The following is a 25,354-nucleotide window of genomic DNA, read 5'->3' on the forward strand; positions in this document are numbered from 1 at the left end:
TTCGCACGGTTGTTCGAAGCATCACCCTGCACACCTTGAGACCCCCACCCGACGCGCGTATCGTTCGAACATCAGTTCGAGTCGCGTCGTGGTCGGCGCCGAGAGGAAGGCAGGAGACGGAGGTGGTTATGTCCCTGGTGGTCCGGCGCTCGGCGTCCGGCACGGTGTCCGGATCGGCGTCCGGCACGGAGCGCGCGGCGGAGGAGCGCGATGCCGGCACCCCGCACGAGGACCGGCTGGCCCGGGCCCGCGCGGCCCTCGGCGCGGCCGAGCGCAGCGCCGCCCGCTGGGGCGGCCGGCTGGACCGCACGGCCCTGCGCAGCATCGGCGGCGACCCCGCCGGCGCCCCGCGCATGCGGGCCGTGCCCACCGGTCCGGAGCGCACCGCGGATCCGGACCGGACCGCCCCCGCCCCGGAGCCGGCCCTCGAGCCGCTCGCCGACGGCACCCGACTCCCGGTCCCGGCCCCGCTCGCGGGCCTGTTCCCCCGCACCGGCCTGCGCGCCGGCAGCGCGGTCGCGGTGGACGGCGCGGCGACGACCTCCCTCCTGCTCTCCCTCGCGGTCGCCGCGGCCGGCCAGGACGCCTGGTGCGCGATCGCCGGCATGCCGGACCTCGGCCTGCGCGCCGCGATCGACGCCGGCCTGGACCCCGCCCGCCTCGCCCTCGCCCCGGCCCCCGGCGAGCAGGCCCCGCAGGTGCTCTCCGCCCTGGCCGACGGGGTCGGGGTGCTCGTGCTGGGCCCCGACCTCGCCCTCGCCCCGGCCCTCTGGCGGAGCCTCCTGGGCCGGGCCCGGGCGGCGGACACGCTCGTGCTCGCGGCCCGCCCGCCGGGCCGCGCCGATCTCTCCCTCACCGCCACGACGCTCGGCTGGCAGGGCCTCGGCGCCGGCACCGGGCGCCTGCGCCGGCGGCGCCTCGCCGTGACCTCCGCCGGGCGGGGCCTCGCGGGCGAGCACCGCGTCGAGGTGCTGCTGCCCGAGGTGGGCGGGATGATCGGCGTGGCCCCGCCGGCCCGCCGGGAGCAGACCGTCCGCCAGGAGCAGGACGTCCTCGGGACGGTCCCCGAGGAGGTCGCCGCCACCGCCGTGCTCGCGCCGGCGGTGCCCGCGACGGCGGCGCCCGCGCCCCGGCCGCTGCACGCCGCGCGGAGGGCCGGCTGATGGGCGCGCCCACCCGCACCGTCGCCGTCCGCGTCCCGCAGTGGCCGCTCATGGCCGCGCTGGACCGCCACCAGCGGCGCACGGAGGCCGCCGCCCGGGGAGAGGAGCCCGCCGCTCCCGTGGACCCGCTGCAGGACCCGGTGCTGCTGCTGGAGAACCACCGCGTCGTCGAGGTCACCGCCGCCGCCCTGCAGGCGGGGGCCCGGCCCGGCCAGACCCGCCGCGCGGCCCGCGCCGCCTGCCCCGAGGCGCTCGTGCTCGAGGCCGACCGCGAGAGCGAGTCCGGCCTGTTCGAGCTCGTCGCCGCCGCCGTGGACACGGTCGCCGCGGGCGTGGACGTGCTGCGCCCGGGCACGCTGCTCATGGCCGCCCGCGGACCGGCCCGCCACCACGGCGGGGAGGAGCAGCTCGCCGAGCGGATCCTCGACGCGGTCGCGGACCACACCGGCTGGGAGGCCGCCGTGGGCGTGGCCGACGGCCCCTTCGCGGCTCTGCTCGCCGCCGGGGCCGGACGGATCGTGCGCCCCGGCCGCAGCGCCGACTACCTCGCCCCGCACCCGGTCGCCGCGCTCCGCCACGCCCCCGTCGGCCCCGGCTGGGGGCACCGCGGTCAGCCCTCCGCGACCCGCCCCGAGAAGAAGCTCGACCTCGCCGAGACGGTGGACCTGCTCCAGCGCCTGGGCATCGCGACCCTCGGCGACCTCGCCGCGCTGCCCTCCGCCTCCGTGGCGGACAGGTTCGGCCCCGACGTCGCGGAGCTGCACCTGCTGGCCCGCGGCGAGGAGCCCGCGCCCCCGGCGGCGCACCATCCCACCCAGCCGGTGCTCGCCGAGACGGTGCTGGACCCGCCGCTGGTGCGCACCGACCAGGCGGCCTTCGTCGCCCGCCCGCTCGCCGAGCAGCTGCACGAGCAGCTCGTGAGCCGCGGGCTGGTGTGCACGCGCCTGCGGATCGTGGCCCGCACCGAGGGCGGCGAGGAGATGGAGCGCACCTGGCGGCACGACGGCGCGCTCAGCGTCGCGGACGTCGTGGACCGCATCCGCTGGCAGTGCGACGGCTGGATCACCCGGGCCCGCCTGGGCGGTCCCGCGACCGGCGCGATCGTGCGGATCGGCCTGCACCCCGCGCAGCTCGCCCCGGCGGGGGAGAGCGCCCCCGCGCTGTGGGGCGGCGCGGGGGAGTCCGCGCAGCGGGCGGCCCGGGCGCTGGCCCGCGCCCAGGGCCTCGCAGGGGAGGACGCGGTGCTCGTGCCGGCCCCCGTGGGCGGGCGCCTGCTGGCCCGCGAGCTGACCGCGGTGCCGTGGCGCAGCGAGCGCCCCGACCCGCAGCCCGGCCCGTGGCCCGGCGCCCTGCCGCGCCCGGTGCCGGCGACCGTGTTCCGCCACCCGCCGCCCGTGGCGCTGCTGGACGCCGACGGCGCGCCCGTCGTCGTCACCGCGCGCGGACTGCTCAGCGCCGCCCCCGCGCAGCTGCGGGTGGTCGCGCCCGGCGTGCCCGCCCTGGACCGGATGGGGCTGCGGTCGGGGACGGCGCTCACGGTGCTCGCCCACGGCGCGCCGACGGTGCTCGACGAGCGCTGGTGGGCGGCCGACGGCGACCGCGCCGCCCGCCTGCCGCTCGTGGTGCGCGGCGCGCAGGACGAGGAGACGGCCCTGCTCACCCTGTCCCGCACGGGGGAGTGGGGGGTCGAGGGCATCTACGACTAGCAGCAGGACGATCAGGGAGGAGGGCTCCGATGGCGCGATGGTTCCTGGGGCCGCCCGCATGGAAGGACCTCGAGGCGATCCTCTCGGACCGCCCCGCGGCGGTGGTGTCCCCGCCGATCACCGTGGAGCACACGGGCAGGCGCAGCACGCCGCACCGGCCGGCGACGCTCGTCCCCTACGCGGAGCTGCACGCCCACTCGCACTTCAGCTTCCTCGACGGCGCCTCCGCGCCGGAGGACATGGCGCGCCACGCCGCGGCGCTCGGCCTCGAGGCGATCGGGCTCGTGGACCACGACGGCCTCTACGGGGTGGTCCGCTTCGCGAAGGCCGCCGCGGAGGAGGGCGTCGCGACCGTGATCGGCGCGGAGCTGACCCTCGGCCTCGAGCCCGGGGCGGAGGTCGCCACGGCCACCCCCGTGCGCTCGGCGCCGCGCACCGGGGTGCCGGACCCGGACGGCGAGCACCTGCTCGTGCTCGTGCGGGATGCGGAGGGCTACGCGCAGCTCTCCGCGGCGATCGCCCGCGCCCACCTCGACTCGGGGGAGAAGGGCGTGCCCCGCTACCGCCTCGACGACCTCGCCCGCACCGCCCGGGAGGGGCACTGGCTGATCCTCACCGGCTGCCGCAAGGGCGCCGTGACGCGCGCCGTCGCCCCGCACCTCGCGGCCGGGGACCTCGAGGCGGCCGCGCACGCCGCCGCGGAGGGGATCGGCCGGCTCGTGGACCTCTTCGGCGCGGGGAACGTCGCCGTCGAGCTCGTGGCGGGCGGCGGGGGCGAGGCGGACGAGCTGCACGACGCCCTCGCCCAGGGCGCGAGGATGGTCCGCGAGTCCCACGGCCTGGACACGCTGAGCCTGCCGCTCGTGGCCACCTCGAACGCGCACTACGCGACCCCGTCGGACAAGCGCCTCGCCGACGCCCACGCCGCCCTCCGCGCCGCGGTGCCGCTGTCCCGCGCGGATCCGCACCTCCCCGGGCACCTGCGACACCTGCGCAGCGGCGAGGAGATGGCGCAGCTGCTGCCCCGCTACCCGGGCGCGATCGAGGCGGCCGCACGGATCGGCCGGGACCAGGCGCTGGACCTGCGGCTGATCGCCCCCTCGCTGCCGCCGTTCCCGGTGCCCGCGGGGCACGACGAGGCGAGCTGGCTCGTGGAGCTCGTGGAGCAGGAGGGCCGGGAGCGGTACGGGCCGCGCCCCGCCGAGGGCCGCCCCGAGCGGGTGCCCGGCGCGTGGGCGCAGATCGACCACGAGCTGACGGTCATCACCGACCTCGCCTTCCCCGGCTACTTCCTCATCGTCCACGACCTCGTCGCCTTCTGCCGCCGCGAGGGGATCCTCTGCCAGGGCCGCGGATCCGCCGCGAACAGCGCCGTCTGCTACGCGCTCGGGATCACGGCGGTCGAGCCCGTCGGCCACCACCTGCTGTTCGAGCGCTTCCTCGCGCCCGAGCGGGACGGCCCGCCGGACATCGACATCGACATCGCCTCGGACCGCCGCGAGGAGGTCATCCAGTACGTCTACGGCCGCTACGGCCGGGAGAACGCCGCCCAGGTCGCCAACGTCATCACCTACCGGGCGAAGCTCGCGGTGCGGGACGCGGCGCGGGCGCTCGGCCATGATCCCGGCGCGCAGGACGCCTTCGCGCGCCGCATCGAGCGCTCCTTCTCCTCCCTCGCGGAGGCGGAGATCCCCGAGGACATCGTCTCCCTCGCCCAGCAGCTGCGGGACGCGCCCCGCCACCTCGGCATCCACTCCGGCGGCATGGTCCTGTGCGACCGGCCCGTGATCGAGGTGTGCCCCGTGCAGTGGGCGGCGATGGCGGACCGCTCGGTGCTGCAGTGGGACAAGGACGACTGCGCCGACGCCGGGCTCGTGAAGTTCGACCTGCTGGGCCTCGGCATGCTCACCGCGATCGACCACGCCCTGCGGATCGTCGCCGAGCACCACGATCAGCGCTTCGAGCTGCGCACCCTGCCGCAGGAGGACCCGGCCGTCTACGACATGCTGTGCGCGGGGGACAGCGTGGGCGTCTTCCAGGTCGAGTCCCGCGCCCAGATCTCGACCCTGCCGCGGCTGCGGCCGCGCGAGTTCTACGACCTCGTCGTGGAGGTCGCGCTGATCCGGCCCGGGCCCATCCAGGGCGGCAGCGTCCACCCCTACCTGCGCCGCCGCACCGGGGAGGAGGAGGTCACCTTCCTGCACCCGCTGCTGGAGAAGTCGCTCGGGCGCACCCTCGGCATCCCCCTGTTCCAGGAGCAGCTCATGCAGATGGTCGTCGACGTCGCGGACTTCACCCCCGCCCAGGCGGACCAGCTGCGCCGGGCCATGGGCTCCAAGCGCTCCACGCAGAGGATGATGGAGCTCTCCGACGCCCTGTACGCCGGCATGGCCCGGCACGGCATCACGGGGGAGGACGCGGACGCCGTGCACCGCAAGCTGCTCGCCTTCGCGAACTACGGCTTCCCGGAGTCCCACGCCTACTCCTTCGCGTACCTCGTCTACGCGAGCTGCTACCTCAAGTGCCACTACCCGGCGGCGTTCACGGCGGCGCTGCTGCGCTCCCAGCCGATGGGCTTCTACTCCCCGCAGTCGCTCGTCGCCGACGCCCGCCGCCACGGCGTGCTCACGCTCGGCCCGGACGTGCAGGTCTCCGGCGCCCTCACCGACCTGGAGACGGGGGAGGGGCATCACGGCTACCGCGTCCCCTCGGACGAGGAGGTCGCCGCCGGGGCGGCCCGCCCGCAGGTGCAGGGGGAGGCCGCGGCGCAGGGTCCGGCGATCCGCCTGGGCCTGGACCAGGTGCGCACGATCTCCACCACGACGGCCGAGCGGATCGTCGAGGCGCGGGAGCAGGGCGGGCGCTTCACCTCCGTCCCGGACCTCGCCCGGCGGGTGCGGCTCACGGCCCGGCAGCTCGAGGCGCTCGCGACGGCCGGGGCGCTCGACGGCCTCGCCCCGTCCCGCCGGCAGGCGCTGTGGGCGGCGGGCGCCGCCGCCCAGGAGACGCCGGGCACGCTGCCGCACCTCGCGGTGGGCGCGGAGGCGCCGATGCTGCCGGGGATGAGCGACGCGGAGCTCGCCGCGGCGGACGCCTGGGCCACCGGCATCACGCCGGGGGAGCATCCGATGGCGCTCGTGCGCGCGGGCCTCGAGGAGGCGGGGGTGCTCACGATCCGCGGGACCCGGGACGCGGCCGACGGCAGCCGTATCCGGGTGGGCGGCGTCATCACCCACAAGCAGCGCCCGATGACCGCGAGCGGCGTCACCTTCCTCAGCCTCGAGGACGAGACCGGGATCCTCAACGTCGTCTGCTCGGTGGGGTTCTGGACCCGGCACCGGGCGCTGCTGCGCAGCTCCCGTGCGGTCGTGCTGCGTGGGATCGTCGAGAACGCGACGGGCGCCGTCAACCTCGTGGCCGACGACGCCGCGCCGCTGGAGGTCGCCGCGGCGACCGCCTCCCGCGACTTCCGCTGAGCGGGTCCGCCCTCAGGCGGGGAACGGCTCCGCGCCCACCACCTCGCGCGGGTGACGGCCGTCCGCACGGCGGGCGCCGCGCGAGGCGAGCAGGGTCACCACGAGCGACGCGGCGGTCACCACGAGGATCAGGCCGAGCGTGCCGCTCGTCGAGACGAGCGACCCGCCGAGCGCCGCGTGCACGAGGCCCTGCGCGACGATCGTCATCGGCAGAGCGCCGCTGACGGCCTGCAGCAGCGGGGGAGCGGTCTGCAGCGGCAGGATCCCCACGAGCGCGACGACCTGCAGCACGAGCAGCAGCACCGAGACGATGCGCCCCATGCGGTCCCCGAGCAGCGTCAGCAGCGCCTGGTGCAGGGCGGCGAACATGACCGCCGCGCCGAGCGCCACGAGCCCCACGGCGAGCGGGGAGACCGGGGCGATGCCGATCGCGGTGAGCACCGCGAGCACGGCGACCGCCTGGGCGACGCCGAGGGCGACGGCCGGGGCGAGGGAGCGCAGGGCCACACGCCACATGGGCATCGCCCGGTCCAGCAGGCGCTTCTGCAGCGCGGGCAGGAGCAGGAAGGTCGCGAAGGCGCCGAGCCACAGCGCGAGCGCCACGACGAAGGGGAAGATCGCGGTCTCCGCACCGTCCGCCTCGTTCCAGCGGGTCACGTCCGTGGTGACCGGCTCCGAGCCCTGGGCGCTCATCCGGTCCCGCTCCGCCTGGGTGTAGGAGGGCACGTTGTCGGCGCCCTCCTGGAGGCCGTCGGCGAGCTGCGAGGAGCCGTCCGCGAGCTGGGAGGAGCCGTCGGCGAGCTGATCGGTGCCCTCGGCGAGGTCCCCCGTGCCGTCGGCCAGCTGGGAGGAGCCGTCGGCGAGCTGGTCCGCGCCGGTCCCGAGCTCGGTCGCGCCGTCGGCGAGCTGCGAGGAGCCGTCGGCGAGCTGGTCGGCGCCGTCCGCGCTGGACCGGGTGCCGTCGGCGAGCTCGGTGAGGCCGCCGGAGAGCTGGCCGGCGCCGTCGGCGGACTGCCGGGTGCCGTCGGCCAGCTGCGAGGAGCCGTCCGCGAGCTGGGTCGCGCCGTCCGCGCTCGAGCGGGCGCCGTCGGCGAGCTGCGAGGAGCCGTCGGCCAGCTGGGTCGCGCCATCCGCGCTCGAGCGGGTGCCGTCGGCCACCTGGGAGGCGCCGTCGGCGAGATCGGAGGCGCCGTCGGCGGACTGCCGGGTGCCGTCGGCGAGGTCGGAGGCGCCGCCGGCGAGCTGGTCCACGCCGTCGGCGTAGTCGTGCAGGCCGGAGGCGAGGGAGGTGACGCCGTCCTCGAGCTGGGTGGCGCCGTCGGCGCTCGACCGGGCACCCTCGGCGAGGGAGTCGGCGCCGGCGACGAGGCCCGGGTTCTGCTGCGTCCCGTCGCCGTCGAAGGCGGTGGCGAGGCCGTCGGCGTACTGCTGGACGCCCTCGGCGCCCTGCACGAGGCCGGGCTGCTCGTCGGTGCCGGTGAGGCCGTCGGCGAGCTGCTGTGCGCCGTCGGCGAGGCCGGTGGTGCCGTCGGAGACGCCGCGGGCGCCCTCGGCGACCTGGCTCGTGCCGTCCACGAGGCCGTCCTCCCCGTCGCCGCCGTTCAGCCCCTGGTCCACGCCCTGCGCGTAGGCGAGGTTCCCCTCGGCCTGCGCGCACAGCGTCTCGTCGACCTGATCGCCCTCGCACACCGCGTCGCGGAGCGCCTGGGCGTTCTCGACCATGCCGGGCGATCCGTCGCCGCCACCGATCGCGGCGGCGAGCTGCGAGGCGCCGTCGGCGACCTGCTCGGCGCCGTCCGCGACCTGGTCGGAGCCGTCGACGAGGCCGGGCTCGTCGCCGGAGCCGGTGACGCCGTCGGCGAGGTCCTGGGCGCCCTGGCCGAGCTCCTGGGCGCCGTCGGCGACGCCCTGCGCGGTGGTGGACAGGCCCGGGTTCGCGTCGCTGCCGTCGCCGGTGAGCGCGCCCTGCGCCTGCCGGACGCCGTCCGCGTAGTCCTCGAGGCCGGTCGCGAGCTGGTCCGCGCCGGCGGCGAGACCGGGGTTCTCGGCGGTGCCGTCGCCCGTGACGCCCGCGGCGAGCTGATCGGCGCCGTCGAGCAGGCCGGGGGTCTCGTCCGTGCCGTGCATGCCGGTCTTCAGCGCGGCGGCGCCGTCGGAGAGGTCGCTGCTGCCGGTGGCGAGCTGGTCGAGGCCCGTGGCGAGGTCGGAGGTGCCGTCGGCGACCCCGTCGCTGCCGTCGGCGAGCTGGTCCAGTCCCGTCGCGAGGTCGGAGGACCCGGTCGCGACGCCGTCGCTGCCGTCGGCGAGCTGGCCGAGGCCGGTCGCGAGGTCGGAGCTGCCGTCGGCGACGCCCGCGCTGCCGGTCGCGAGCTGGTCCAGGCCCACGGCGAGATCGGATCCGCCCTGGGCGGCGCCGTCCGCGCCGGTGGCGAGCTGGTCGAGCCCGGTCGCGAGCTGCGCGTTGCCGTCGGCGGCCTGCTGGGCGCCGTCGGCGAGGCTCCACACGCCGCCCGCGAACTGCTGGGAGCCGTCCGCCGCCTGCTGGGCGCCGTCGGCGAGCTGCCCGGCGCCGTCGGCGGTCTGCTGCACGCCGTCGTCGAGCTGGGAGGCGCCGTCGGAGAGCTCGGAGGCGCCGTCGGCGGAGTCCTGGAAGCCGCTCTTGAGGTCGCCGAAGCCCACGTAGAGGCCGTCGAGGTACTGGCTCGTCATCTCGCCGCCCATCGAGCTCGCGGCGGCGGAGGAGACGGCGGTCGCGATGAGGGAGTTCAGCGCGGTGTTCGCGTCGTTGGTGGTGACCTCGACGATCGCGGGGACCGCGTCGGTGGTGCCGATCGAGGTGAGCTTCTTCGAGAAGTCCTTCGGGAGGGTGATGACCGCCGCGTACTCGCCCGAGCGCAGGCCCGCCTCGGCGTCGTCGGCGTCGGTGAGCTGCCAGTCGAAGCCGGTGGTCCCGAGCCCGGAGGCGGCCGCGTCGTCATCGGACTCTGCGGTGCCGGGCTGGGTGAGCGCGCCGGCGAGGGAGCGGCCGAGCGGCACGGTCTGGGTCTTCCCGTCGACCGTCATCTCGGCGCCCTCGTCGAGGTTGACGACGGCGGCGGGGACGGTGTCGATGCGGTCCACGCGCCCGCTGAGGGCCCAGAGGCCCACGCCCGCGACGAGCACGGGCAGCAGCAGGATCACGATGAGGGTGCGGGGGTGGCGCAGCCGGTTCATGCGAGGGCTCCTTCGGCGGCGGGGGCGGTGGTGTCGGGGCGGTGGGTGCCGGTGTCGGCGCGCCGCCCCGGGGCGGCGGCGGGGCGGACGGTGAGGGCGAGCAGGCGGCGGGGGTCGCGGAGCATGTCGTGGAGGCGGTGCTCGAGCGGCACCGCGTCCTCGCCCTCGGCGCCCACGAGGATCGTCACGCCCGCGTCGAGCAGCGCGTCGATCCGGGCCGCGACGGCATCGGGGTCACGGTCGAGGGCCCGCTCGAGGTCGGTCGCGTCCTCGAGGACCACGAGCCGCTGGTCGAGGTGCCGTCCGGAGACCTCGCCGAGGCGGGAGGCGACATCGGCGCCTGCGGCGAGGTGGTGGACGCGGGACTGGATCGCGCCGAGGTCGTCCGGGGCGAGGCGGTCGTGCACGGCGAGGACGCCGGTGCTCGGCACGGCGCGACCGGCGGCGAGCGCGAGGAAGGTGTCGCGGGCGGGGGCGCCGGCGGAGCGCACCACGAGCAGCCGGCCGGGGAGCACGGAGCCGGTGAGCGGGCCCAGCTCCCCGCGCGCACCGAGGAGCGGGGCGACGGCGTCCTGGAGGCGGAGGGCGGCCTCGCCGTGCTCCGCGGTCCAGCGGCGGTGCTCGAGGACCGCCGCGAGGCCCTCGCCCTCGACGTCGACCGTGGGCAGGATCCGGTCCAGCCACCGCGGCAGCCACCAGGCGTGGCGGCCCAGCAGGGCGAGCACGGCGGGGACGAGGGTCATGCGCACCACGAAGGCGTCCACGAGCACGCCCACGGCGAGGCCGATCGCGATGGGCTGCAGCATGAACCAGCCCGCGGTCACGAAGCCCGCGAACACGGCGGTCATGATGAGCGCCGCCGCGACGACGACGGGGGCGCTGCCGGTGAAGCCACGCTCGATCGAGCGGCGGGCATCGCCCGAGTGCACGAACTCCTCGCGCATGCGGGTCACGAGGAACATCTCGTAGTCCATGGCGAGGCCGAACAGCACGCCCATCACCATGATCGGCATGAAGGCGACGACGGGGCCGTTGACGGAGACGTTCAGCGGCCCGTTGAACCAGCCGTACTCGAAGACCATCGCGGTCACGCCGAAGGCGGCGCCCACGGAGAGCAGATAGCCCAGCGACGCCTTGATCGGGACCCACACGGAGCGGAACACGAGCGCGAGCAGGATCAGCGAGAAGCCGACGACGAAGATCGCGAAGGGGATCAGCGCCCCGGAGAGCTTCGCGGTGATGTCGATGCCGACGGCGGTCGCGCCGGTGACGATGACGTCGGAGACGCCGAGCTCGTCCTCCCAGCCGGCGGCGTGGTCGCGCAGGTCGGCGACGAGGGCCTTGGTGCTGTCGTCCGTCGGGCCGCCCTCGGGGATGACCGCGACGACGGCGAGGTCGGCGCCGCGGTTGGGGGTCGCGATCTGGATCGCCTCGACGTGGGGGAGGGCCTCGATGTCCTTCTCGAGGGAGTCGACGGCGGCGAGCGGGTCGGAAGTGTTGATGATGTCGGCGGTGACGAGCAGCGGGCCGTTGTAGCCGGGGCCGAAGGTCTCCGAGACGAGGTCGTAGGTGTCGCGGGCGTCGGTGCCGGGCTGCTCGGTGCCGAGGTCGGGGAGGGCGAGCGCGAGGTCCTTCGCGGGGATGGCGACGGCGCCGATCCCGAGCACGACGACGATGATCGTGAGGGCGGGGACGCGGGTCACCAGGCGCACCCAGGCGAGTCCGATCCCGCGCTTGGGCGCGTCGTGCCGGGCGATCTCCTCCTCGGGCAGCACGCCGCCGTTCTCCGCCATGAGGCGGCGCACGCGGCGCGGCCGGAGCCGCTCTCCGAGGATGCCCATGATCGCGGGCAGCAGGGTCAGGGCGACGACGACGCTCAGGGCGACGGTGCCGGCGGCGGCGATGCCCATGACGGTGAGGAAGGGGATCCCGGTGACGAAGAGGCCCACGAGGGCGACGATGACGGTCAGGCCCGCGAAGATGACGGCGCTGCCGGACGTCGCGATCGCGGCGCCCACGGATTCGCGCACGTCGTCGCCGCGGGAGAGCTGGTCGCGGTGGCGGGAGAGGATGAACAGGGCGTAGTCGATGCCGACGGCGAGGCCGAGCATCGCGCCGAGGGAGGTCGTGACCGAGGGGATGTCGATGCCCGCGGCGAGCGCCATGACGGCCATCATCGAGATGCCGACGCCCGTGACGGCGGTGACGATGGGGATGACGGCGGGCACGAGGGAGCGGAACACGACCGCGAGGATGATCAGCGCGATGACGAGCCCGATGATCTCCCCGGCGCCGAAGGGGATCTCCGAGCTCTGGAGGAACTGCCCGCCCACATGGGCCTCGAGCCCGGTCTCGCCGCCGTCCGCGACGATGTCGGTGATCTGCTCGACGGAGGACTCGGGGTACTCGCCGACCTGGCCCTCCATCTGGAACTGGGCCATGAGCGCGGTGTCGTCGTCGTTGCGGGTGCCGGGGGCGTCCTCGTCGAAGGGATCGGAGGAGACCTCGACCGCCTCGACGTCGCCGATCTGCTCCATGACGCGCTGGATGCGGGCCTCGTGGTCGTCGACCGTGGTGCCGTCCTCGGAGACGAAGACGACCTCCCCGGCGGTGCCGCTCATCTCGGGGAACCGGGTCGAGAGCTGGTCGATGCCGCGCTGGGCGTCGGTGCCGGGGATCTGGAACTCGGTGGAGAAGGCGCCGCCGAGGCCGACGGCGAGTCCGCCCACGGCGATGAGGAGGACGGCCCAGACGGCCGCGACCTTCCAGCGGGCGGCGGCCATGGCGCGGCCGAGGCGGTAGAGCGACGAGGACACGGGACCTCCGGGGCGGGGCAGGGCGATGGGCGCGGGCGCCTCCGGCGGGGCCGACGGCGCACTCGATGCACGAGTGTACGCACATTCGATACAGACGTGTATCGGTGGTCTAGACTGCGGAGGAACACGATCACCGGCCTCCTCGACGTCGAGGGGCCTTCCCCGCGAGGAGCCCCCACCCCCATGACCGACCTCTTCGAGCCGCTGCCCAGCTCCGCGGGCACGCGCCGGAAGGAGAACACCCGTCAGCGCCTGGTCCAGGCCTCCCTCGACGTCTTCGTCGACAAGGGCGTGGACGGCGTCACGGTCGACGACATCGTCAAGGCGGCCGGCTTCACCCGCGGGGCGTTCTACTCGAACTTCTCCTCCAAGGAGGAGGTCTTCCTCGCCCTGTTCTCCTCGGTCACGGACGAGCTCCTCACGATCCTGCGCACCGAGGTCGAGGGGGCGATCCCCGTCGCCGCCCCCGACCCGTGCCTGCGCGAGGATCCCGATGCGACCGTCCTCGTCGCCGCCTTCGAGGCGCTGCGCCCGTACTCGCGGCAGTGGTACCTCCTCTACACCGACGCGGTGACGCACTCCCTCCGTGAGGCGGAGATGCGCGCCGCGCTGTCCTCGGAGCTGGGCCGGCTCCGCGACGCCGTGGCGCACCTGCTCTCGCTCGGCATGGAGCAGAACGGTGAGCGCAGCCGGCTCCCGCTGCCGGATCTCGCCCAGCTCCTCGTGGGCATCTTCCTGGACCTCATGCTGCGGGAGCTTCTCGACGGCCGGGAGGACGTCACCGAGCTCGCCGCGACGACGATCCTCGGCACGCTGCACGCCTTCCTCGAACCCGCCTGAGGCCGGAGCGCACAGGGAGGCGGTCCCGGAGGCGGGACGGGAGCGAAGGGACGAGCCCGCCCGGTTCGCCCCGAACGTCCCGGAGATCCGGCACCGACACGCCGTGACGAGCCCCGGACGCACGCGCGACGGGGGAGCGGCCCCTAGGGTCGGCCCCAGGTGCGACGCATGTCGCATCCGCCCTTCCCCCGCGTCCCCGCTTCCCCAGGAGACACCGATGGCTCCCTACCGCCCCAAGCACCTCACCGCCCCCGCACCGCCCGCCGCCTCCTCCGGCGCCGACGCCGGCCGGCGGTCGCTCCTCCGAGGGGGCGTCGTCGGCGCCGCCGCCCTCGGGGTCGGCGCGACCGCCCTCACCGCCCCCGCCGCCCAGGCCGCCGGCATCTACGGACAGGACGTCTCCGGCTGGCAGTCCTCCGTGGACTGGGAGGCGCAGGCCTCCGCCGGCTCCCGCTTCGCCTACGTGAAGGCCTCCGAGGGCGTCACCTACCGCAGCTCGACGTTCAACGAGCAGTACACCGGGGCGGGCCGCGCCGGGCTCGTGCGCGGCGGCTACCACTTCGCGCGGCCGGACCGCAGCGGCCCGGAGAAGCAGGTCGAGAACTTCCTCGGCGCCGGCGGCGGCTGGACCGACGACGGCATCACGCTCCCCGGCATGGTGGACTTCGAGGGCTACGCCGGGCTCCCCTCGGACTACGGGCTCAGCCAGCAGGAGCTGCGTCAGTGGATCATCGGCTTCCTCAGCGCCTACAAGGACGCCGTCGGCCGCCGCCCCGTCATCTACACCAACGCCCACTGGTGGGACGACAACGTGGGCATCTGGACCCCGTCGAACACCCCGCTGTTCCTCGCCGCCTACCAGTCCTCCGAGCCGACGAACCTGCCCGGCAACTGGTGGGCGTGGGAGCTGTGGCAGTACTCCGATTCCGGCCCCTTCGCGGGCGACTCCGTGAGGTGGCACGGAGGAGAGAGCTCCTTCGAGTCGTTCGTGAGCGACGTCGACTACACGGCGCGCGGCATCTGACGTCGCGGGGGAGAGGGCTGTGTAGCCTTCCCCGGTGACCACGACAGACGCATCCACGACCACTGGACGCCCGGCCGGCGCCGTCTACGCCGACCGGGGGTCCTCCCACTTCGACATCCTCCTCGCCGCCATGGTGGCGGTGGTGATCCTCTCCGGCATCGGCGCCGCCAAGGGGGTCAGCTTCGGCACGGTCCCGGGGACCGGGCTCGAGATCATCACCGACGGCGGGTTCATCCTCTTCCCCCTCGCCTACGTGCTCGGCGACATCGTCACCGAGCTGTACGGCCCCCGCACCGCGCGCCGCGCGATCATCGTCTCCTTCGCCGCGAGCATCCTCGCCTCCCTCAGCTACTGGGCGATCATCGCCCTGCCGCCGTTCCCCGACGACTACGGCCTCGCGAAGCAGGAGGCCCTCGAGCTCGCGCTCGGCCCGGTGTGGATCGTCGTCCTCGCCGGCCTCGCCGGCTTCGCCTGCGGGCAGAGCCTGAACTCCTTCGTCGTGGGCCGCATGAAGCAGCGCCTCGGCGAGCGCGGGCTGATCGGCCGGCTCTTCACCTCCTCCGGGCTCGGCGAGCTCGTGGACACGATCATCTTCTGCACCATCGCCTCCGCGGCGATCGGCATCACGACCATCGAGCAGTGGGCCCAGTACACGGTGCTCGGCTTCCTCTACAAGGTGCTCGTCCAGTACGCGATGATCCCGGTGACCTCCGCGGTGATCCGCTGGCTCAAGCGCACCGACCCCACCTACCAGGCGCGCCTGCGCGAGGCCGCCGCGGCCTGAGACCCTCCCGCACGGCGGGGGGAGCGGGCCGACGTTCCGCCCGCCCGGCGGCGTCCCGTCCCGACGAAGGTCGGGCGACGGGGTGACCGCCGGGAGGGCGAGGCTCCTGCGCGGGAGGACGAGGCTGGGGCCATGAGCTCCTCGTCATCGCTCTCCTCGCCATCGCCCGCGCTCCCGCCCACGGGCCCTGATCACTCCGCCGTCCCGACCTCGCGCGCCTCGCGCACGGGGCCCCGCCCCGGGCATCCGTTCGGGGCGCACGTGCGCATGCGCTGGTGGGCGCCGCCGGTCCTCGTCGTCGTCACGCTCGTCGTCATGGTCGTGCTGCAGCTCGCCCTGGACGTCGTGGCGCAGTTCGTGGAAGTGGACCTGCTGGGCGCGGAGCCGTCGGGCTTCTCGCTGAGCCCGCTGCGGCTGCTGGCCGCGAACCTGTCCCTGGTGGCCACCGCGGTGGTCTCGACCGCCCTGATGGTGGTGCTCGCCCGGGTCCCCTGGCGTCATGTCCTGAGCCGCGGGCGGCCCTTCTCCTGGAGGGCGCTCGGGCGCTGGATGCTCGTCCTCGCCCCGCTGCTGCTCGTGGCCTCGGTCGTCGTGAGCCTGCTGATGCAGGGCATGCTCTCCGCCTTCGCGATCACCGCGACGACCGTGGCGCTGATCCTCGTCACGCTGCTCACCACGCCGCTCCAGGCGGCGAGCGAGGAGGTCATCTTCCGCGGGGCGATGATGCCCGCGATCGCCTCCTGGGCGAGGTCCCCGCGCGTGGCGATCGCGATCGGGCTCATCGGCTCGAGCCTCGCGTTCGGCCTGGTCCATGCCGCGACGGACCCGTGGCTGATCGCGTACTACACGCTGTTCGGGGTCAGCGCCGCGGCGATCACCCTGCTGAGCTCCGGCCTCGAGGCCGCGATCGCGTTCCACATCGCCAACAACATCATCAACATGCTGATCGCCGTCCTGTTCGCCGACGGCGGGAACGTCCTCATCGACCGCTCGGCGGGCAGCGGCGGCCCGGCGATGCTCCTCATGATCGCGGCCGACCTCCTGACCGTCCTCCTCGTGTGGCTGCTCGCCCGACGCCAACGGGCCGTCGTGCACGGGACCGCCTGAGCCGGGGCCGGAGGACCGGAACCGAGGACGACGGCGCCCCCGGCCGTGGCCGGGGGCGCCGCCCCTGCTCGCGCGGTGCCGCCGCTCGCGGCGGGCGGGAGGTCAGGAGAGCTTCGGCTCGACCTGCTTGGTGTAGATGTCCTCGAGCTTCGTCTGGAGGTCCGTCATGGCCTTCTCGACGTCACCCTCCTCGGTGAGGATCGAGCCCACCGCGGTCGCCATCTCCTGATCCGCACCGGGGAGGAACACGCGGGCGTAGTCCTGGGTGCGGGTGACCTCGAGCTGGTCGATCGCGGTCTGGATCTGCGGGGTCTTCTCGAGCAGGGCGGAGACGTCGGCGCTCTTGCGGATCGGCATGTAGCCGGTCGCGCCGGAGAACGCGACGGTGGACTCCGGGCGGCCCATGAACTCGATGAGCATCGCGCCGGCGAGCTGCTGCTCGGGCGTGATCGCGGAGGGGACGCCGAGGCCCGCACCGCCCGTCGGGCAGACGGGGCCGTCGACCGGGCCGGCAGGGAGGAAGCCGACGCCCACGTCGAAGCTCGCCGCCTCGAGCACGCCCACGAGCGAGCCGGTCGAGGCGATCGTCGTCGAGCAGACGCCCGCGGCGAAGGTGTCCGCCGAGTCGCTCGAGGCGACCTGCGCCCAGCCGGCGGAGTGGACCGTGTCCTGCACCCAGGTCATGGCCTCGATCGTCTTGGGGTCGGCGACCTTCAGGGTCCAGTCGTCGGACCACGCGGTGCCCTGGCCCCAGAGCACGTTCTGGAGGGTCCATCCGGCGTAGCCCGCGAGGTCGGGGTACATGTAGGCGACGTCGCCCTGGGTGAGCTTCGGGGCCCACTCCTCGAACTCCTGCCAGGTCTTCGGGGCGCGGTCGGGGAGGCCCGCGGCGGCGAAGTGGTCCTTGTTGTAGTAGAAGAGGGGCGTGGAGCGGCCGTAGGGGAGCGCCCACTGCTTGTCGTCGTACTGGTAGTCGGCGACGAGGGAGTCGCGGTAGTCCGCGATGTCGATGCCGAGCTTCTCGATCATCGGGTCCAGGGCGGCGATGTTGCCCTCGAGGAAGTAGCGGAACCACCACACGTCGGAGAGCACGACGACGGCGGGGAGGTCGTCCTTGGCGGCCTGGGCCGTCTGGAAGCGCTGCGCGATCTCCTCGTAGTTCGAGCCGGCGGTCACGTGCTTGACGGTGATGCCCGTCTCCTCGGTGAACGTCGTGATGAGCTCGGCCTCGACGTCCTTGGAGCCGCCGGGGTGGCTGGTCCAGAAGGCGATCTCCGTCGCGGGCTCGACGGAGGAGAAGTCGGTCTCCTCGGCGGCCGAGCCGCCGTCGCTGCCCCCGGAGCCGCCGCCCACGGAGGGCCCGCCGCAGGCGGCGAGCGCGAGGGCGCCGGCGCCGGTGGCGCCGAGCCCGATCAGGGAGCGTCGGGTCGTGGAGGCGGTGAGAGGGCGGGGGAGTCCGGTCATGGCGGGGGTCCTTTCGGGACGGGAGGTGGTGACCTGCAGGGGTGACGGCGGAGGGGGACGTGCGAGGGGTGCGCGGGGCGACCGGTCAGCCGGTGACGCTGCCCTGGGTGAGCCCCGAGACGATGTAGCGCTGGAGCGCGGCGAAGACGAGCAGCACGGGGATGATGACGACGACGGTGCCGGCCATGAGGATCCCCCAGCCGGATCCCGTGTTCCCCTCGGAGTTCTGCAGGGCCGTGAGGCCCACGGGGAGCGTCATCATCGAGGAGTCGGTGGTGATGATCAGCGGCCAGATGTAGTCGTTCCACTCGCTGACGACGGTCACGAGGGCCACCGTCGCGATCGAGGGCAGGGAGATCGGGACGACGACCCGCCAGATGCTGCCCCAGTGGCCGGCGCCGTCCAGGCTCGCGGCCTCGAGGATCGAGGGCGGGATCGTGAGGAAGTGCTGGCGCAGCAGGAAGGTCCCGAAGGCGGTGCCCAGGCCCGGGAGGATGATGCCCCAGTAGGTGTTGACCCCGCCCCAGCCGGCGATGAGCACGTAGTTGGGCAGGATCGCGACCTGCGGCGGCACCATGAGCGCCACGAGGATGCCCACGAAGATGATGCGCTTCGCCGGGAAGCGCACGAACACGAGCGCATAGGCGGTCATGATCGCGAGGGTGACCTTGAGCGTCGCCCCGATCACGGTGACGATCACGGAGTTCAGGAAGAACCGGGGGATCGGCACGGAGGTCATCGCGACCCGGTAGTTGTGGAGCGTCGGATCCGAGGGGAGCACCACGAGGTCCGTCGTGAGGATCTCCGACGGCGACTTGAACGAGCTGATCATCATCCACAGCAGCGGCAGCACCACCACGGCGGTCGCGAGGATCAGCGGGACGTAGCCGGTGAGGATCGTCGCGGCGAGGTTCTCGCGGGAGAACGGGCCGCCGCGCCGGCGGATCGGCGGTGGCGGCGTCCCGCCGGCGGGCGGGGTCACAGGGCCGGGGGAGGTGGCGACGGGGGCGCTCATGCGTAGTGCACCTTCTTCTCGACGAACCGGACCTGCACCACCGTGATGACGATGAGCATGAGGAACAGGACCACCGAGATCGCCGCGGAGTACCCGGCGCGCGAGTAGCCGCCGAAGGCCTGCAGGTAGCTCTCGAAGATGAGGGCGTTGGTGCCGCGTCCCGTGGGCGTCATGATCCGGAGGATGTCGAAGGCCTGAAGGCTGCTGAGCATCGTCGTGATGAGCAGGAAGAAGGTCGTGGGGGAGAGCAGCGGGAGGCTGATCGACCAGAACCGTCGCAGCGGGCCGGCACCGTCGAGCTGGGCGGCCTGGAGCACGTCCTGCGGGAGCGACTGCAGGCCGCCGAGGTAGACGATCGCGCAATAGCCGAGGTTCTTCCAGATGTACACGACCATGACCATGACCAGCGCCATCGTCGGATCGTTCATCCACTCGGGGCTGCTGAGGCCGAGCTGCCGGAGGAACCACGCGAGCACGCCGAAGTCGGGATCGAAGATGAACAGCCAGACCAGGCCCACGCCCACGCCGGAGAGCACGTAGGGCGCGAAGGCCGCGGAGCGGGCGATCGCGGTGCCGGGGATCCGCGCGTTGAGCGCGAGGGCCAGCAGCAGGCCGAGCACCATCGACCCGCCCACGGTGACGAGCGTGAAGACCACGGTGATGCGGATGCTCGCGTGGCCCGCCGTCGAGGTGAAGAACTCGACGTAGTTGCCCAGCCCGATGAAGGTGGCGCTCGCCGATCCGAGCGTCCAGTCCAGCATCGAGTAGTACACGTTCGTCAGCAGCGGCCGGTACGTGAACAGTGCGATGAGCACGATGTTGGGCAGGGCGAGGGCGAGGAACCAGATCGCGTCGCGACGTCCTCGGGCCGTGAGTCTCCGGCGCCGCGGGGGCGCACCCTGACCGGTGGTCGTGCTCGACATCCGCTCCTCGTTCCGTCCGGGGCCGCCCGATCGGCGGCCGTTCGCCATCACAGGTGACGGGAATGACCGGATCGGGACGGCCCGCCGACCGGGAGAGGGCCGGGGTGAGAACGTCCGATGAACCGCGCCGTCCACCTGTGAGGAGTCTGACACCATGCCCCGCTTCGAGGGCGGATGTCTGAGAAATTGCAGGTCACGGACAGGTCACGGCGGGCAGGGGGAGAGGTGGCCGAGGATCAGGGGAGGGCGATCAGCGTCTGCACGGGGGCATGGTCGGAGGGGTAGCGGCCGTCGGCGTCCCGCCACACGTTGATCCCCGTGCGCAGGGCGCGCACGTCGTCGCTCGTGCAGATCCAGTCGATGCGGTCGTTGCCCTCGACGGGATCCGCGTAGCCGGGGAACGTGCCCCAGGCCGGGGTGAGCCGCTCCTCGGCGCTGTCCCAGGTGTCCAGCAGCGGGCCGTCGGTCACGAGCGTCGTGTAGGCGCCCGAGTTCTGGGCGGGGGAGTTGAAGTCGCCCGTGAGGATCAGGGGGAGCCCGGCGAGCTCCTCGTCCTCGAGCAGCGCCGCGATCGCCTCGCCGCTGCGGATCCGGGCCTCCTCGGAGCGATGGTCGAAGTGGGTGTTGACGTGCACGAGCTCGGTGCCGCTGCGCAGATCGCGCAGGTGGGCCCAGGTGACGATGCGGTTCACGGTGTTGCCCCAGGTGGCGGAGCCGATGACGTCCGGCGTGTCGGAGAGCCAGAACTGGTCCCAGGCGAGCACCTCGAGTCGCGTGGCGTCGTAGAGGATCGCGGAGTACTCGTCGCGGCTGCCGCCCTGGCGGCCGTAGCCGATCATGCGGTGCTTCGGCAGCGCCTCCTCGAGGGCGCCGAGCTGGGCGTACTTCGCCTCCTGGACACCGAGCAGGGTGGGCTGCTCACGCTCGAGGAGCTCCACGAGCAGCGGCCGGCGCTCGGGCCAGTGGTCGGCGTCGCCCGGCTGGGTGTTCGTGGAGTTGTCCATGCGGATGTTGAAGGTCATCACGTGGAGCTGATCCTTGCGGGCCTTGCCGATCAGCGCCGTGCCGGAGGTCGACGGCGCGGCCTCGGCGGGGACGGCGACGGCGGCGAGGCCGGCGGCGGTCGCGGTGGTGAGAAGGGTGCGGCGCATGAGGGTGGTCATCCTTGGTCTCCGATGTCGTGAGGTCAGGGGTTCCGTCGGGTCGGGACGGCGAACCCGTCGACCTTGGCGAGTCGGTGTGAACGGGGCGTGCACCGATCATGTCCCACGTGGGACGACGGGACGGCGGATTCCGCAGGATCCGGCGTAAGGAGCCGGGGCATCCTGTGGGCCACCGCAGCCCACTCGCCCCTTCTCACCCTTCCGACGTAACGCCGATAATGTACGTTATGTAAAGTCAAGTGGAGGAGAGGGCTCCCCTCGCCGTGCAGCCGACGGCAGCTCGACTGATCATGCTCCGTCCCTTGACCAACCCGTGGCGCGTGACGAGGCTGGGCGCGACCGCGCAGGCTCCTGCCCGGCACGACACGAGGCGGCACCATGAGCACCATCGAGAACAGCCGCGAGTTCGCGGGCGCGACATTCCTCCGCACGAGCTTCCGCGGGGCGATCCTGCGCGGGTGCGACATCGGCGAGGTCACCGTGCGTGGCACCGAGCTGAACGGGCTCGACCTCGACAGCCACGACCTCGCCTTCGGCACGCTGCTGGTCAACGGCGTCGACGTCGTGCCCTTCGTCGAGGCGGAGCTGGACCGGCTGTTCCCCGGCCGCGCCCTGTCCCGCTCCCGCACGCCGGACGGGCTGCGCGAGGGCTGGGCCGCGGTGCAGGACGCCTGGCAGGCGACGCTCGAGGCCACTCCCCCGGAGCTCGTCGACGCACACGTCCCGGACGAATGGTCGCTCGCCCAGACCCTGCGGCACCTGATCCTCGCGACCGACGCCTGGCTGGGCGGCGGGATCCACGGCGAGCACCAGCCGTTCCACGAGATCGGTCTGCTCTTCACGGGCGCCGCGGAGATGGGCGTGGACACCTCCATGCTCCGCACCGACATCCCCTCCTTCGACGAGATCCTCACCGTGCGCGCGGAGCATCAGCAGCGCGTCACCCGCTTCCTCGAGAGCGTCTCCCCCGCCCAGCTCGACGAGGAGCGGGCCGATCCGTGGGGCTCGACCGGCTGGCGCCCCACCGTCGGCGACTGCCTGCGCACGATCCTCGAGGAGGAATGGGCGCACCTGCGCTACGCGCGCCGCGACCTCGCACTTCTGTCCTGATGCTGCGACCGGGCCTGATCCTGCGCCCGGGCCGGCGCGCCGCGTCGCGGCTCGCGCCCGATCCAACGCTCAGACCGGGGCGACGACCCGACGCATGACCGTGTTGAACCTCCCCTTGGACCGCACGAACTCAAAGCCGGCGCGCTCGTAGACGCTCTGTGTGCCGTTGTAGAGGAACGAGGCGGAGACCTTCTTCTCCCGCGGCACGTGTGGGTACCCCTCGACCACGCCTCCGCCGTCCTGGGCGATGAGGGCGAGCGCCCCGTCCAGTGCCCGGGTCACGAGTCCGTGCCGTCGGAAGCGGCGATCGACGAAGATGCAGGTCACGCGGTAGTCGGGCTCGGACTCCCCCGCGTTCTCGAGGTCGGCGAAGTACTGCTGGCGATGATGCAGGCCGGGGAGCTGCCCCGGCGTCCCGTACTCGGCCCAAGCGACGGCCTCCTCGCCGTCGGCGTCCTCTCGGATCACGAGCGCGGCGTGTGCGACGCCCTCCTCGACGAGCCTGCGCTTGAACTCCCGGTTCCCCTCGGCGCCTGGTGCACGCTCCCCGTCATCGGGATGGAAGTACGTGCACCAGCAGCCCCCGAAGATCCCGCCGTGACGCTCCACAAGGGCGTCGAACAGCCCCCAGCTCTCGACGGAGAGCGGGCGGATCGTCGTCGGGCCCGGGTCGACGGTGGCCATGCGGCCGACGCTACTCCGCGGAAGTGACCTACACCACAGGAGTCGTGCGGGACCTCCTCGCTCCATGGTGGCCTCTCGTCGCCGGGGCACCTCGTCGCCGCCTCCTGGCAGGAACGGGGCAGCTCCATCGCGGCGGCCACGCGGAAAGGATCGGACGTGGACGACAGTCACCGAGCACGTAGCGCACTGCAGGAATGGGACACCGTCGTCGGAAGGGATCCCCGGCTCGGCGAAAGGCTGCCCGGCCGTGAGCTGTGGCCCGTCCTCGCGGAGGACGGCAAGAAGTATTACCTGAAGGGGCTCGGGAAGTGGCGGAACCTTCCCCTGGCCGACGAGTGCCGTGTGCAGCACTGGCTCTCGAGGAGCGACATCGCGGTCATGGAGTACCTCCTGACCGATCGAGCCACGTCATGGGCGGGCAGCCCGGACGATCCCTTCGTCCTGATGCCGAGACTGCCCTCCGACGCGCTGGCCCCGAGCACGCTACTCGAACTCGAAGGGGCGATCGGGCAGACCGTCGCCCGGCTCCACCGTGCACTCGCCGCGTACCCGTGGTCCACGAACTCGTACACCGAGCAGCTCGCCCCGGCCGTACGCGGAGACCTGCGCCTACCCGCTGATCTCGCAGAAGCCTTCGGCCGCTGCCGGGAGAACATCGCTGACGCCGTGGACCGGCTGCAGCTCCAGCTGGTCCACGGCGACCTGACCCCGGACAACGTGCTGCTCGGCCGGTCCGGAGAACTCATCTCCCTTATCGACCTCGACCATCTGCCGCAGGCGCCGCGGGCGTGGGATCTCGCCAAATATCTCTCCCGGCGTCTCCGACGTCGGTGGCGTCGCGGCGCGCACCCCGGTGAGGATCGCGCCGCTCATCTCCGGCCGTTCCTGGAGGGCTACCACCAGGAATCCCCGCTCGATGGTCGAGAGCTGGCCGCACTCCCGGGGCTCGTCCTCGCCGCGAACGTCCTCGAGGTGAGCTACTCGCTCCGGATCACGATGGGCGAGCTCGAGCGCAGGCGGCTCCCCGACCACGACGAAGTGTGCGAGGACGCGATCTCCGCCGCGCGCTGGCACCTCGGGCACGTCGGCGAGGTGGACGCCGCGGTGCGAGCCGTCGCCGCCTGAGGCACGGCGACGGGACGTCGACCCCTGCTTCCAGGTCGTGGAAGGAAACGTCGACGTCCTGGACCGGCGCCGCGCGCCTCCGTGGCCGGTGAGGCCGACGGGTGCGGCGATCGCCGACGTCGGTCGTCGCTGCCCGGTCTCAGCAGGAGGCGACGACGCCGCTGCCGGCGTGCTCGCCGCCCCAGGTGGCGACCAGCCGCACCGCGCCGTCGAGGCCTCCCACCGTGCGCGCCACGGTGAAGGGCTCGCCGTCCTCCATGAGCGCGGTGAGGCTCGGCGCCTCCTCGCCCTCGTCGGTCTCGAGATGCAGCAGCACGGTCTGGGGCCGATGCTCGACGAGGGTCTCGCCGTCGTACACGTCGAGCTCGGCCTGCTCCTGCTCCCCGGCGAGCGCGCGGGCGAAGCAGTCGATCGCGACCTCGTCGCCGAGCCCGTCGTAGACGAACCGCTCCCCCAGCACCGAATGCTGCAGGGTGCCCACGAAGGCGTCCTCCGCGTCGTCGAGGGGCGCGCCGCGGTAGGTGAGCGGCAGGTGGAACACGGTGTCCCCGGCCTGCACGAGGTGGCACTCGACGCCCACCTCCCCCGTCGGGTCGTCGAAGCGGTAGGCGCCCAGCACGGTGATCTCGCCGCCGTCGCCCCAGCTGCGGTCGGAGAGGAAGGCGTGCAGGATCTCGGGCTTGGTGGGGCTCAGATCGGCCCGATGGATGATCGCCATGCCCCCACGGTACGGGCCGCGCGTCGCGTCGTCACCGCAGGCGCACCGTCACGGCGTCGTCGGTGACGGGAGAGTGGCGGACCACCTCGGCCCCCGGGTGGAGCCGGACGTCGGAGACGTAGAGGGCGTGGAGCTCCGCCTCCGCCTGGCCGATCCCGGCGTCGGCGGCGGCGAGCAGTGCGGCGGCACGGTCGAGCACGTCGAGCAGCGCCGGGTCCATCAACTCGCCCGGCCCGGGCACCCCGCCCCAGGAGTCCCACAGCAGCAGCTCGTCCCCGTAGCGGTGGGCGAGCTCCCAGAGGAGCTCCGCGAGCACGAAGCCCTCGCCCGCCAGCTCCGGGATCCCCGGCGCGACCCCGTGGGACGACGGGTCCAGGCGGCCCTCCCGCACCAGGCGGAAGGTCTCCCCCGCGGTCACGAAGCCCGGGCCCCCCGTTCAGGACGACCTCCGTGTCGAGGTCCAGGGGGTCCGGCAGCAGCCCCCACGCCGGGTCGACCTCGGGGTCGAAGCGTCGCCAGCGGCTGCCGTCGTGCCACTCGGCGACGACGTGGTCCGCGTGCCACCCGGGCACGAAGTAGTCGGCGAAGCCCACCCGGCAGCGCGCCGGGACGCCGTGGTGGCGCAGGATCGCGACGGCGAGCAGGGCGTGGTCACGGCAGCACCCCTGGAGCCGCTCCCCCACCGGCCGCTCCGCGCCCAGCGGCCGGCCGTCGTGGCGGCGCTGGTCGGTGGCGAGCATGTCGGCGACCCAGCGCAGGTCGACGTCGCCGCGGGTCGCGGGTGGCAGGTCGGCCTCCTGGCTCCGGTAATGGGCGCCGAGGTTCTGCACGACCCGCCCGATCTCGGCGGGTCGCGGCGGCACCGCGTCGAGCAGCGCCGCCCAGGGCCCCGGGTCGGAGGCGGGGGTGTGCCGCGCCCAGTCCGCAGGGACGGGAGGATCGCTCAGCGTCATCGCCATGGCGGCAGTATGCGCCTCGGCCCGCGGGCACGACAGGGCCCGGTGGGCGTGGGGTCTGCCCCAT

Annotated in this window: 18 protein-coding genes and 1 pseudogene; 9 read left to right on the plus strand and 10 right to left on the minus strand. The window is 73.8% G+C overall.

Annotated features, from left to right (window positions below):
* The first annotated feature begins 128 nt into the window (after positions 1-128).
* The 3 genes from NLU66_RS12025 to NLU66_RS12035 are packed head-to-tail and all read left to right on the plus strand — an operon-like array spanning position 129 to position 6,345.
* Positions 129-1,163 (plus strand): hypothetical protein, encoded by a 1,035-nt coding sequence (locus tag NLU66_RS12025; protein ID WP_267136245.1) that lies wholly within the window; start codon positions 129-131, stop codon positions 1,161-1,163.
* Positions 1,163-2,869, plus strand: a complete 1,707-nt coding sequence (locus tag NLU66_RS12030) for a DNA polymerase Y family protein (protein WP_259359913.1) — start codon at positions 1,163-1,165, stop codon at positions 2,867-2,869. The genes NLU66_RS12025 and NLU66_RS12030 overlap by 1 nt, the downstream gene beginning before the upstream one ends.
* A gap of 29 nt (positions 2,870-2,898) precedes the next feature.
* On the plus strand, positions 2,899-6,345 hold the full coding sequence (locus NLU66_RS12035) for an error-prone DNA polymerase (RefSeq protein WP_259359914.1): 3,447 nt from the start codon (positions 2,899-2,901) through the stop codon (positions 6,343-6,345).
* A gap of 12 nt (positions 6,346-6,357) precedes the next feature.
* On the opposite strand, the gene NLU66_RS12040 is transcribed toward NLU66_RS12035, so the two are convergent.
* Positions 6,358-9,558 (minus strand): YhgE/Pip domain-containing protein, encoded by a 3,201-nt coding sequence (locus NLU66_RS12040; RefSeq protein WP_259359915.1) that lies wholly within the window; start codon positions 9,556-9,558, stop codon positions 6,358-6,360.
* Positions 9,555-12,374: an MMPL family transporter gene (locus NLU66_RS12045; RefSeq protein ID WP_259359916.1), complete on the minus strand. Its 2,820-nt coding sequence runs from the start codon at positions 12,372-12,374 to the stop codon at positions 9,555-9,557. The genes NLU66_RS12040 and NLU66_RS12045 overlap by 4 nt, the downstream gene beginning before the upstream one ends.
* Positions 12,375-12,557: 183 nt before the next feature.
* Here NLU66_RS12045 and NLU66_RS12050 point away from each other — a divergent pair, with 183 nt between their 5' ends.
* The 4 genes from NLU66_RS12050 to NLU66_RS12065 all read left to right on the plus strand — a co-directional run bounded on the left by NLU66_RS12050 (position 12,558) and on the right by NLU66_RS12065 (position 16,129).
* Positions 12,558-13,214, plus strand: coding sequence for a TetR/AcrR family transcriptional regulator (locus tag NLU66_RS12050; protein ID WP_259359917.1), 657 nt, complete (start codon positions 12,558-12,560; stop codon positions 13,212-13,214).
* A 217-nt stretch (positions 13,215-13,431) separates the two neighbouring features.
* Entirely contained in the window at positions 13,432-14,238 is an 807-nt protein-coding gene (locus NLU66_RS12055; RefSeq protein ID WP_259359918.1) for a GH25 family lysozyme, read from the plus strand.
* Between the two features lie 34 nt (positions 14,239-14,272).
* Positions 14,273-15,022, plus strand: a complete 750-nt coding sequence (locus tag NLU66_RS12060; protein ID WP_137770809.1) for a queuosine precursor transporter — start codon at positions 14,273-14,275, stop codon at positions 15,020-15,022.
* Between the two features lie 132 nt (positions 15,023-15,154).
* Positions 15,155-16,129, plus strand: coding sequence for a CPBP family intramembrane glutamic endopeptidase (locus tag NLU66_RS12065; RefSeq protein ID WP_259359919.1), 975 nt, complete (start codon positions 15,155-15,157; stop codon positions 16,127-16,129).
* Positions 16,130-16,231: 102 nt separating this feature from the next.
* On the opposite strand, the gene NLU66_RS12070 is transcribed toward NLU66_RS12065, so the two are convergent.
* The 4 genes from NLU66_RS12070 to NLU66_RS12085 all read right to left on the minus strand — a co-directional run bounded on the left by NLU66_RS12070 (position 16,232) and on the right by NLU66_RS12085 (position 20,694).
* Positions 16,232-17,593, minus strand: coding sequence for an ABC transporter substrate-binding protein (locus tag NLU66_RS12070; RefSeq protein ID WP_259359920.1), 1,362 nt, complete (start codon positions 17,591-17,593; stop codon positions 16,232-16,234).
* A gap of 85 nt (positions 17,594-17,678) precedes the next feature.
* Positions 17,679-18,608 carry a carbohydrate ABC transporter permease gene (locus NLU66_RS12075; protein ID WP_259359921.1) on the minus strand — a complete coding sequence of 310 codons (930 nt, stop codon included), beginning with the start codon at positions 18,606-18,608 and terminating at the stop codon, positions 17,679-17,681.
* Positions 18,605-19,531 carry a carbohydrate ABC transporter permease gene (locus NLU66_RS12080; protein WP_259359922.1) on the minus strand — a complete coding sequence of 309 codons (927 nt, stop codon included), beginning with the start codon at positions 19,529-19,531 and terminating at the stop codon, positions 18,605-18,607. Before NLU66_RS12080 ends, NLU66_RS12075 begins: the two co-directional genes overlap by 4 nt.
* Positions 19,532-19,767: 236 nt before the next feature.
* Positions 19,768-20,694: an endonuclease/exonuclease/phosphatase family protein gene (locus tag NLU66_RS12085; protein WP_259359923.1), complete on the minus strand. Its 927-nt coding sequence runs from the start codon at positions 20,692-20,694 to the stop codon at positions 19,768-19,770.
* A 378-nt stretch (positions 20,695-21,072) separates the two neighbouring features.
* Between NLU66_RS12085 and NLU66_RS12090 the strand changes: the two genes are divergently transcribed.
* Positions 21,073-21,804 (plus strand): DinB family protein, encoded by a 732-nt coding sequence (locus NLU66_RS12090; protein WP_259359924.1) that lies wholly within the window; start codon positions 21,073-21,075, stop codon positions 21,802-21,804.
* A gap of 69 nt (positions 21,805-21,873) precedes the next feature.
* On the opposite strand, the gene NLU66_RS12095 is transcribed toward NLU66_RS12090, so the two are convergent.
* Complete coding sequence (locus NLU66_RS12095) at positions 21,874-22,488, minus strand: GNAT family N-acetyltransferase (RefSeq protein ID WP_259359925.1); 615 nt, start codon at positions 22,486-22,488, stop codon at positions 21,874-21,876.
* A 156-nt stretch (positions 22,489-22,644) separates the two neighbouring features.
* On the opposite strand from NLU66_RS12095, the gene NLU66_RS12100 reads away from it, so the two are divergent.
* A complete protein-coding gene (locus tag NLU66_RS12100) occupies positions 22,645-23,613 on the plus strand; it encodes a phosphotransferase enzyme family protein (protein ID WP_259359926.1) in 969 nt (322 codons plus the stop codon).
* Positions 23,614-23,752: 139 nt separating this feature from the next.
* Here the strand turns inward: NLU66_RS12100 and NLU66_RS12105 are convergent, their stop codons facing one another.
* The 3 genes and pseudogenes from NLU66_RS12105 to NLU66_RS17740 all read right to left on the minus strand — a co-directional run.
* Complete coding sequence (locus NLU66_RS12105) at positions 23,753-24,331, minus strand: maltokinase N-terminal cap-like domain-containing protein (protein WP_259359927.1); 579 nt, start codon at positions 24,329-24,331, stop codon at positions 23,753-23,755.
* A gap of 31 nt (positions 24,332-24,362) precedes the next feature.
* On the minus strand, positions 24,363-24,749 hold the full coding sequence (locus NLU66_RS12110) for a hypothetical protein (protein WP_259359928.1): 387 nt from the start codon (positions 24,747-24,749) through the stop codon (positions 24,363-24,365).
* Between the two features lie 94 nt (positions 24,750-24,843).
* Positions 24,844-25,290: pseudogene (locus NLU66_RS17740) on the minus strand (transglutaminase-like domain-containing protein); the annotation flags it as partial.
* Between the last annotated feature and the right edge of the window lie 64 nt (positions 25,291-25,354).

It is taken from the genome of Brachybacterium sp. NBEC-018 (assembly GCF_024860185.1).
In the GTDB taxonomy this organism is placed as follows: Bacteria; Actinomycetota; Actinomycetes; order Actinomycetales; family Dermabacteraceae; genus Brachybacterium; species Brachybacterium rhamnosum.

Coding starts and splice junctions, on each gene's coding strand:
- NLU66_RS12025 (WP_267136245.1), top strand. CDS start 129: ATGTCCCTGGTGGTCCGGCGCTCGGCGTCCGGCACGGTGTCCGGATCG.
- NLU66_RS12030 (WP_259359913.1), top strand. CDS start 1,163: ATGGGCGCGCCCACCCGCACCGTCGCCGTCCGCGTCCCGCAGTGGCCG.
- NLU66_RS12035 (WP_259359914.1), top strand. CDS start 2,899: ATGGCGCGATGGTTCCTGGGGCCGCCCGCATGGAAGGACCTCGAGGCG.
- NLU66_RS12040 (WP_259359915.1), bottom strand. CDS start 9,558: ATGAACCGGCTGCGCCACCCCCGCACCCTCATCGTGATCCTGCTGCTG.
- NLU66_RS12050 (WP_259359917.1), top strand. CDS start 12,558: ATGACCGACCTCTTCGAGCCGCTGCCCAGCTCCGCGGGCACGCGCCGG.
- NLU66_RS12055 (WP_259359918.1), top strand. CDS start 13,432: ATGGCTCCCTACCGCCCCAAGCACCTCACCGCCCCCGCACCGCCCGCC.
- NLU66_RS12065 (WP_259359919.1), top strand. CDS start 15,155: ATGAGCTCCTCGTCATCGCTCTCCTCGCCATCGCCCGCGCTCCCGCCC.
- NLU66_RS12070 (WP_259359920.1), bottom strand. CDS start 17,593: ATGACCGGACTCCCCCGCCCTCTCACCGCCTCCACGACCCGACGCTCC.
- NLU66_RS12075 (WP_259359921.1), bottom strand. CDS start 18,608: ATGAGCGCCCCCGTCGCCACCTCCCCCGGCCCTGTGACCCCGCCCGCC.
- NLU66_RS12080 (WP_259359922.1), bottom strand. CDS start 19,531: ATGTCGAGCACGACCACCGGTCAGGGTGCGCCCCCGCGGCGCCGGAGA.
- NLU66_RS12085 (WP_259359923.1), bottom strand. CDS start 20,694: ATGACCACCCTCATGCGCCGCACCCTTCTCACCACCGCGACCGCCGCC.
- NLU66_RS12090 (WP_259359924.1), top strand. CDS start 21,073: ATGAGCACCATCGAGAACAGCCGCGAGTTCGCGGGCGCGACATTCCTC.
- NLU66_RS12095 (WP_259359925.1), bottom strand. CDS start 22,488: ATGGCCACCGTCGACCCGGGCCCGACGACGATCCGCCCGCTCTCCGTC.
- NLU66_RS12105 (WP_259359927.1), bottom strand. CDS start 24,331: ATGGCGATCATCCATCGGGCCGATCTGAGCCCCACCAAGCCCGAGATC.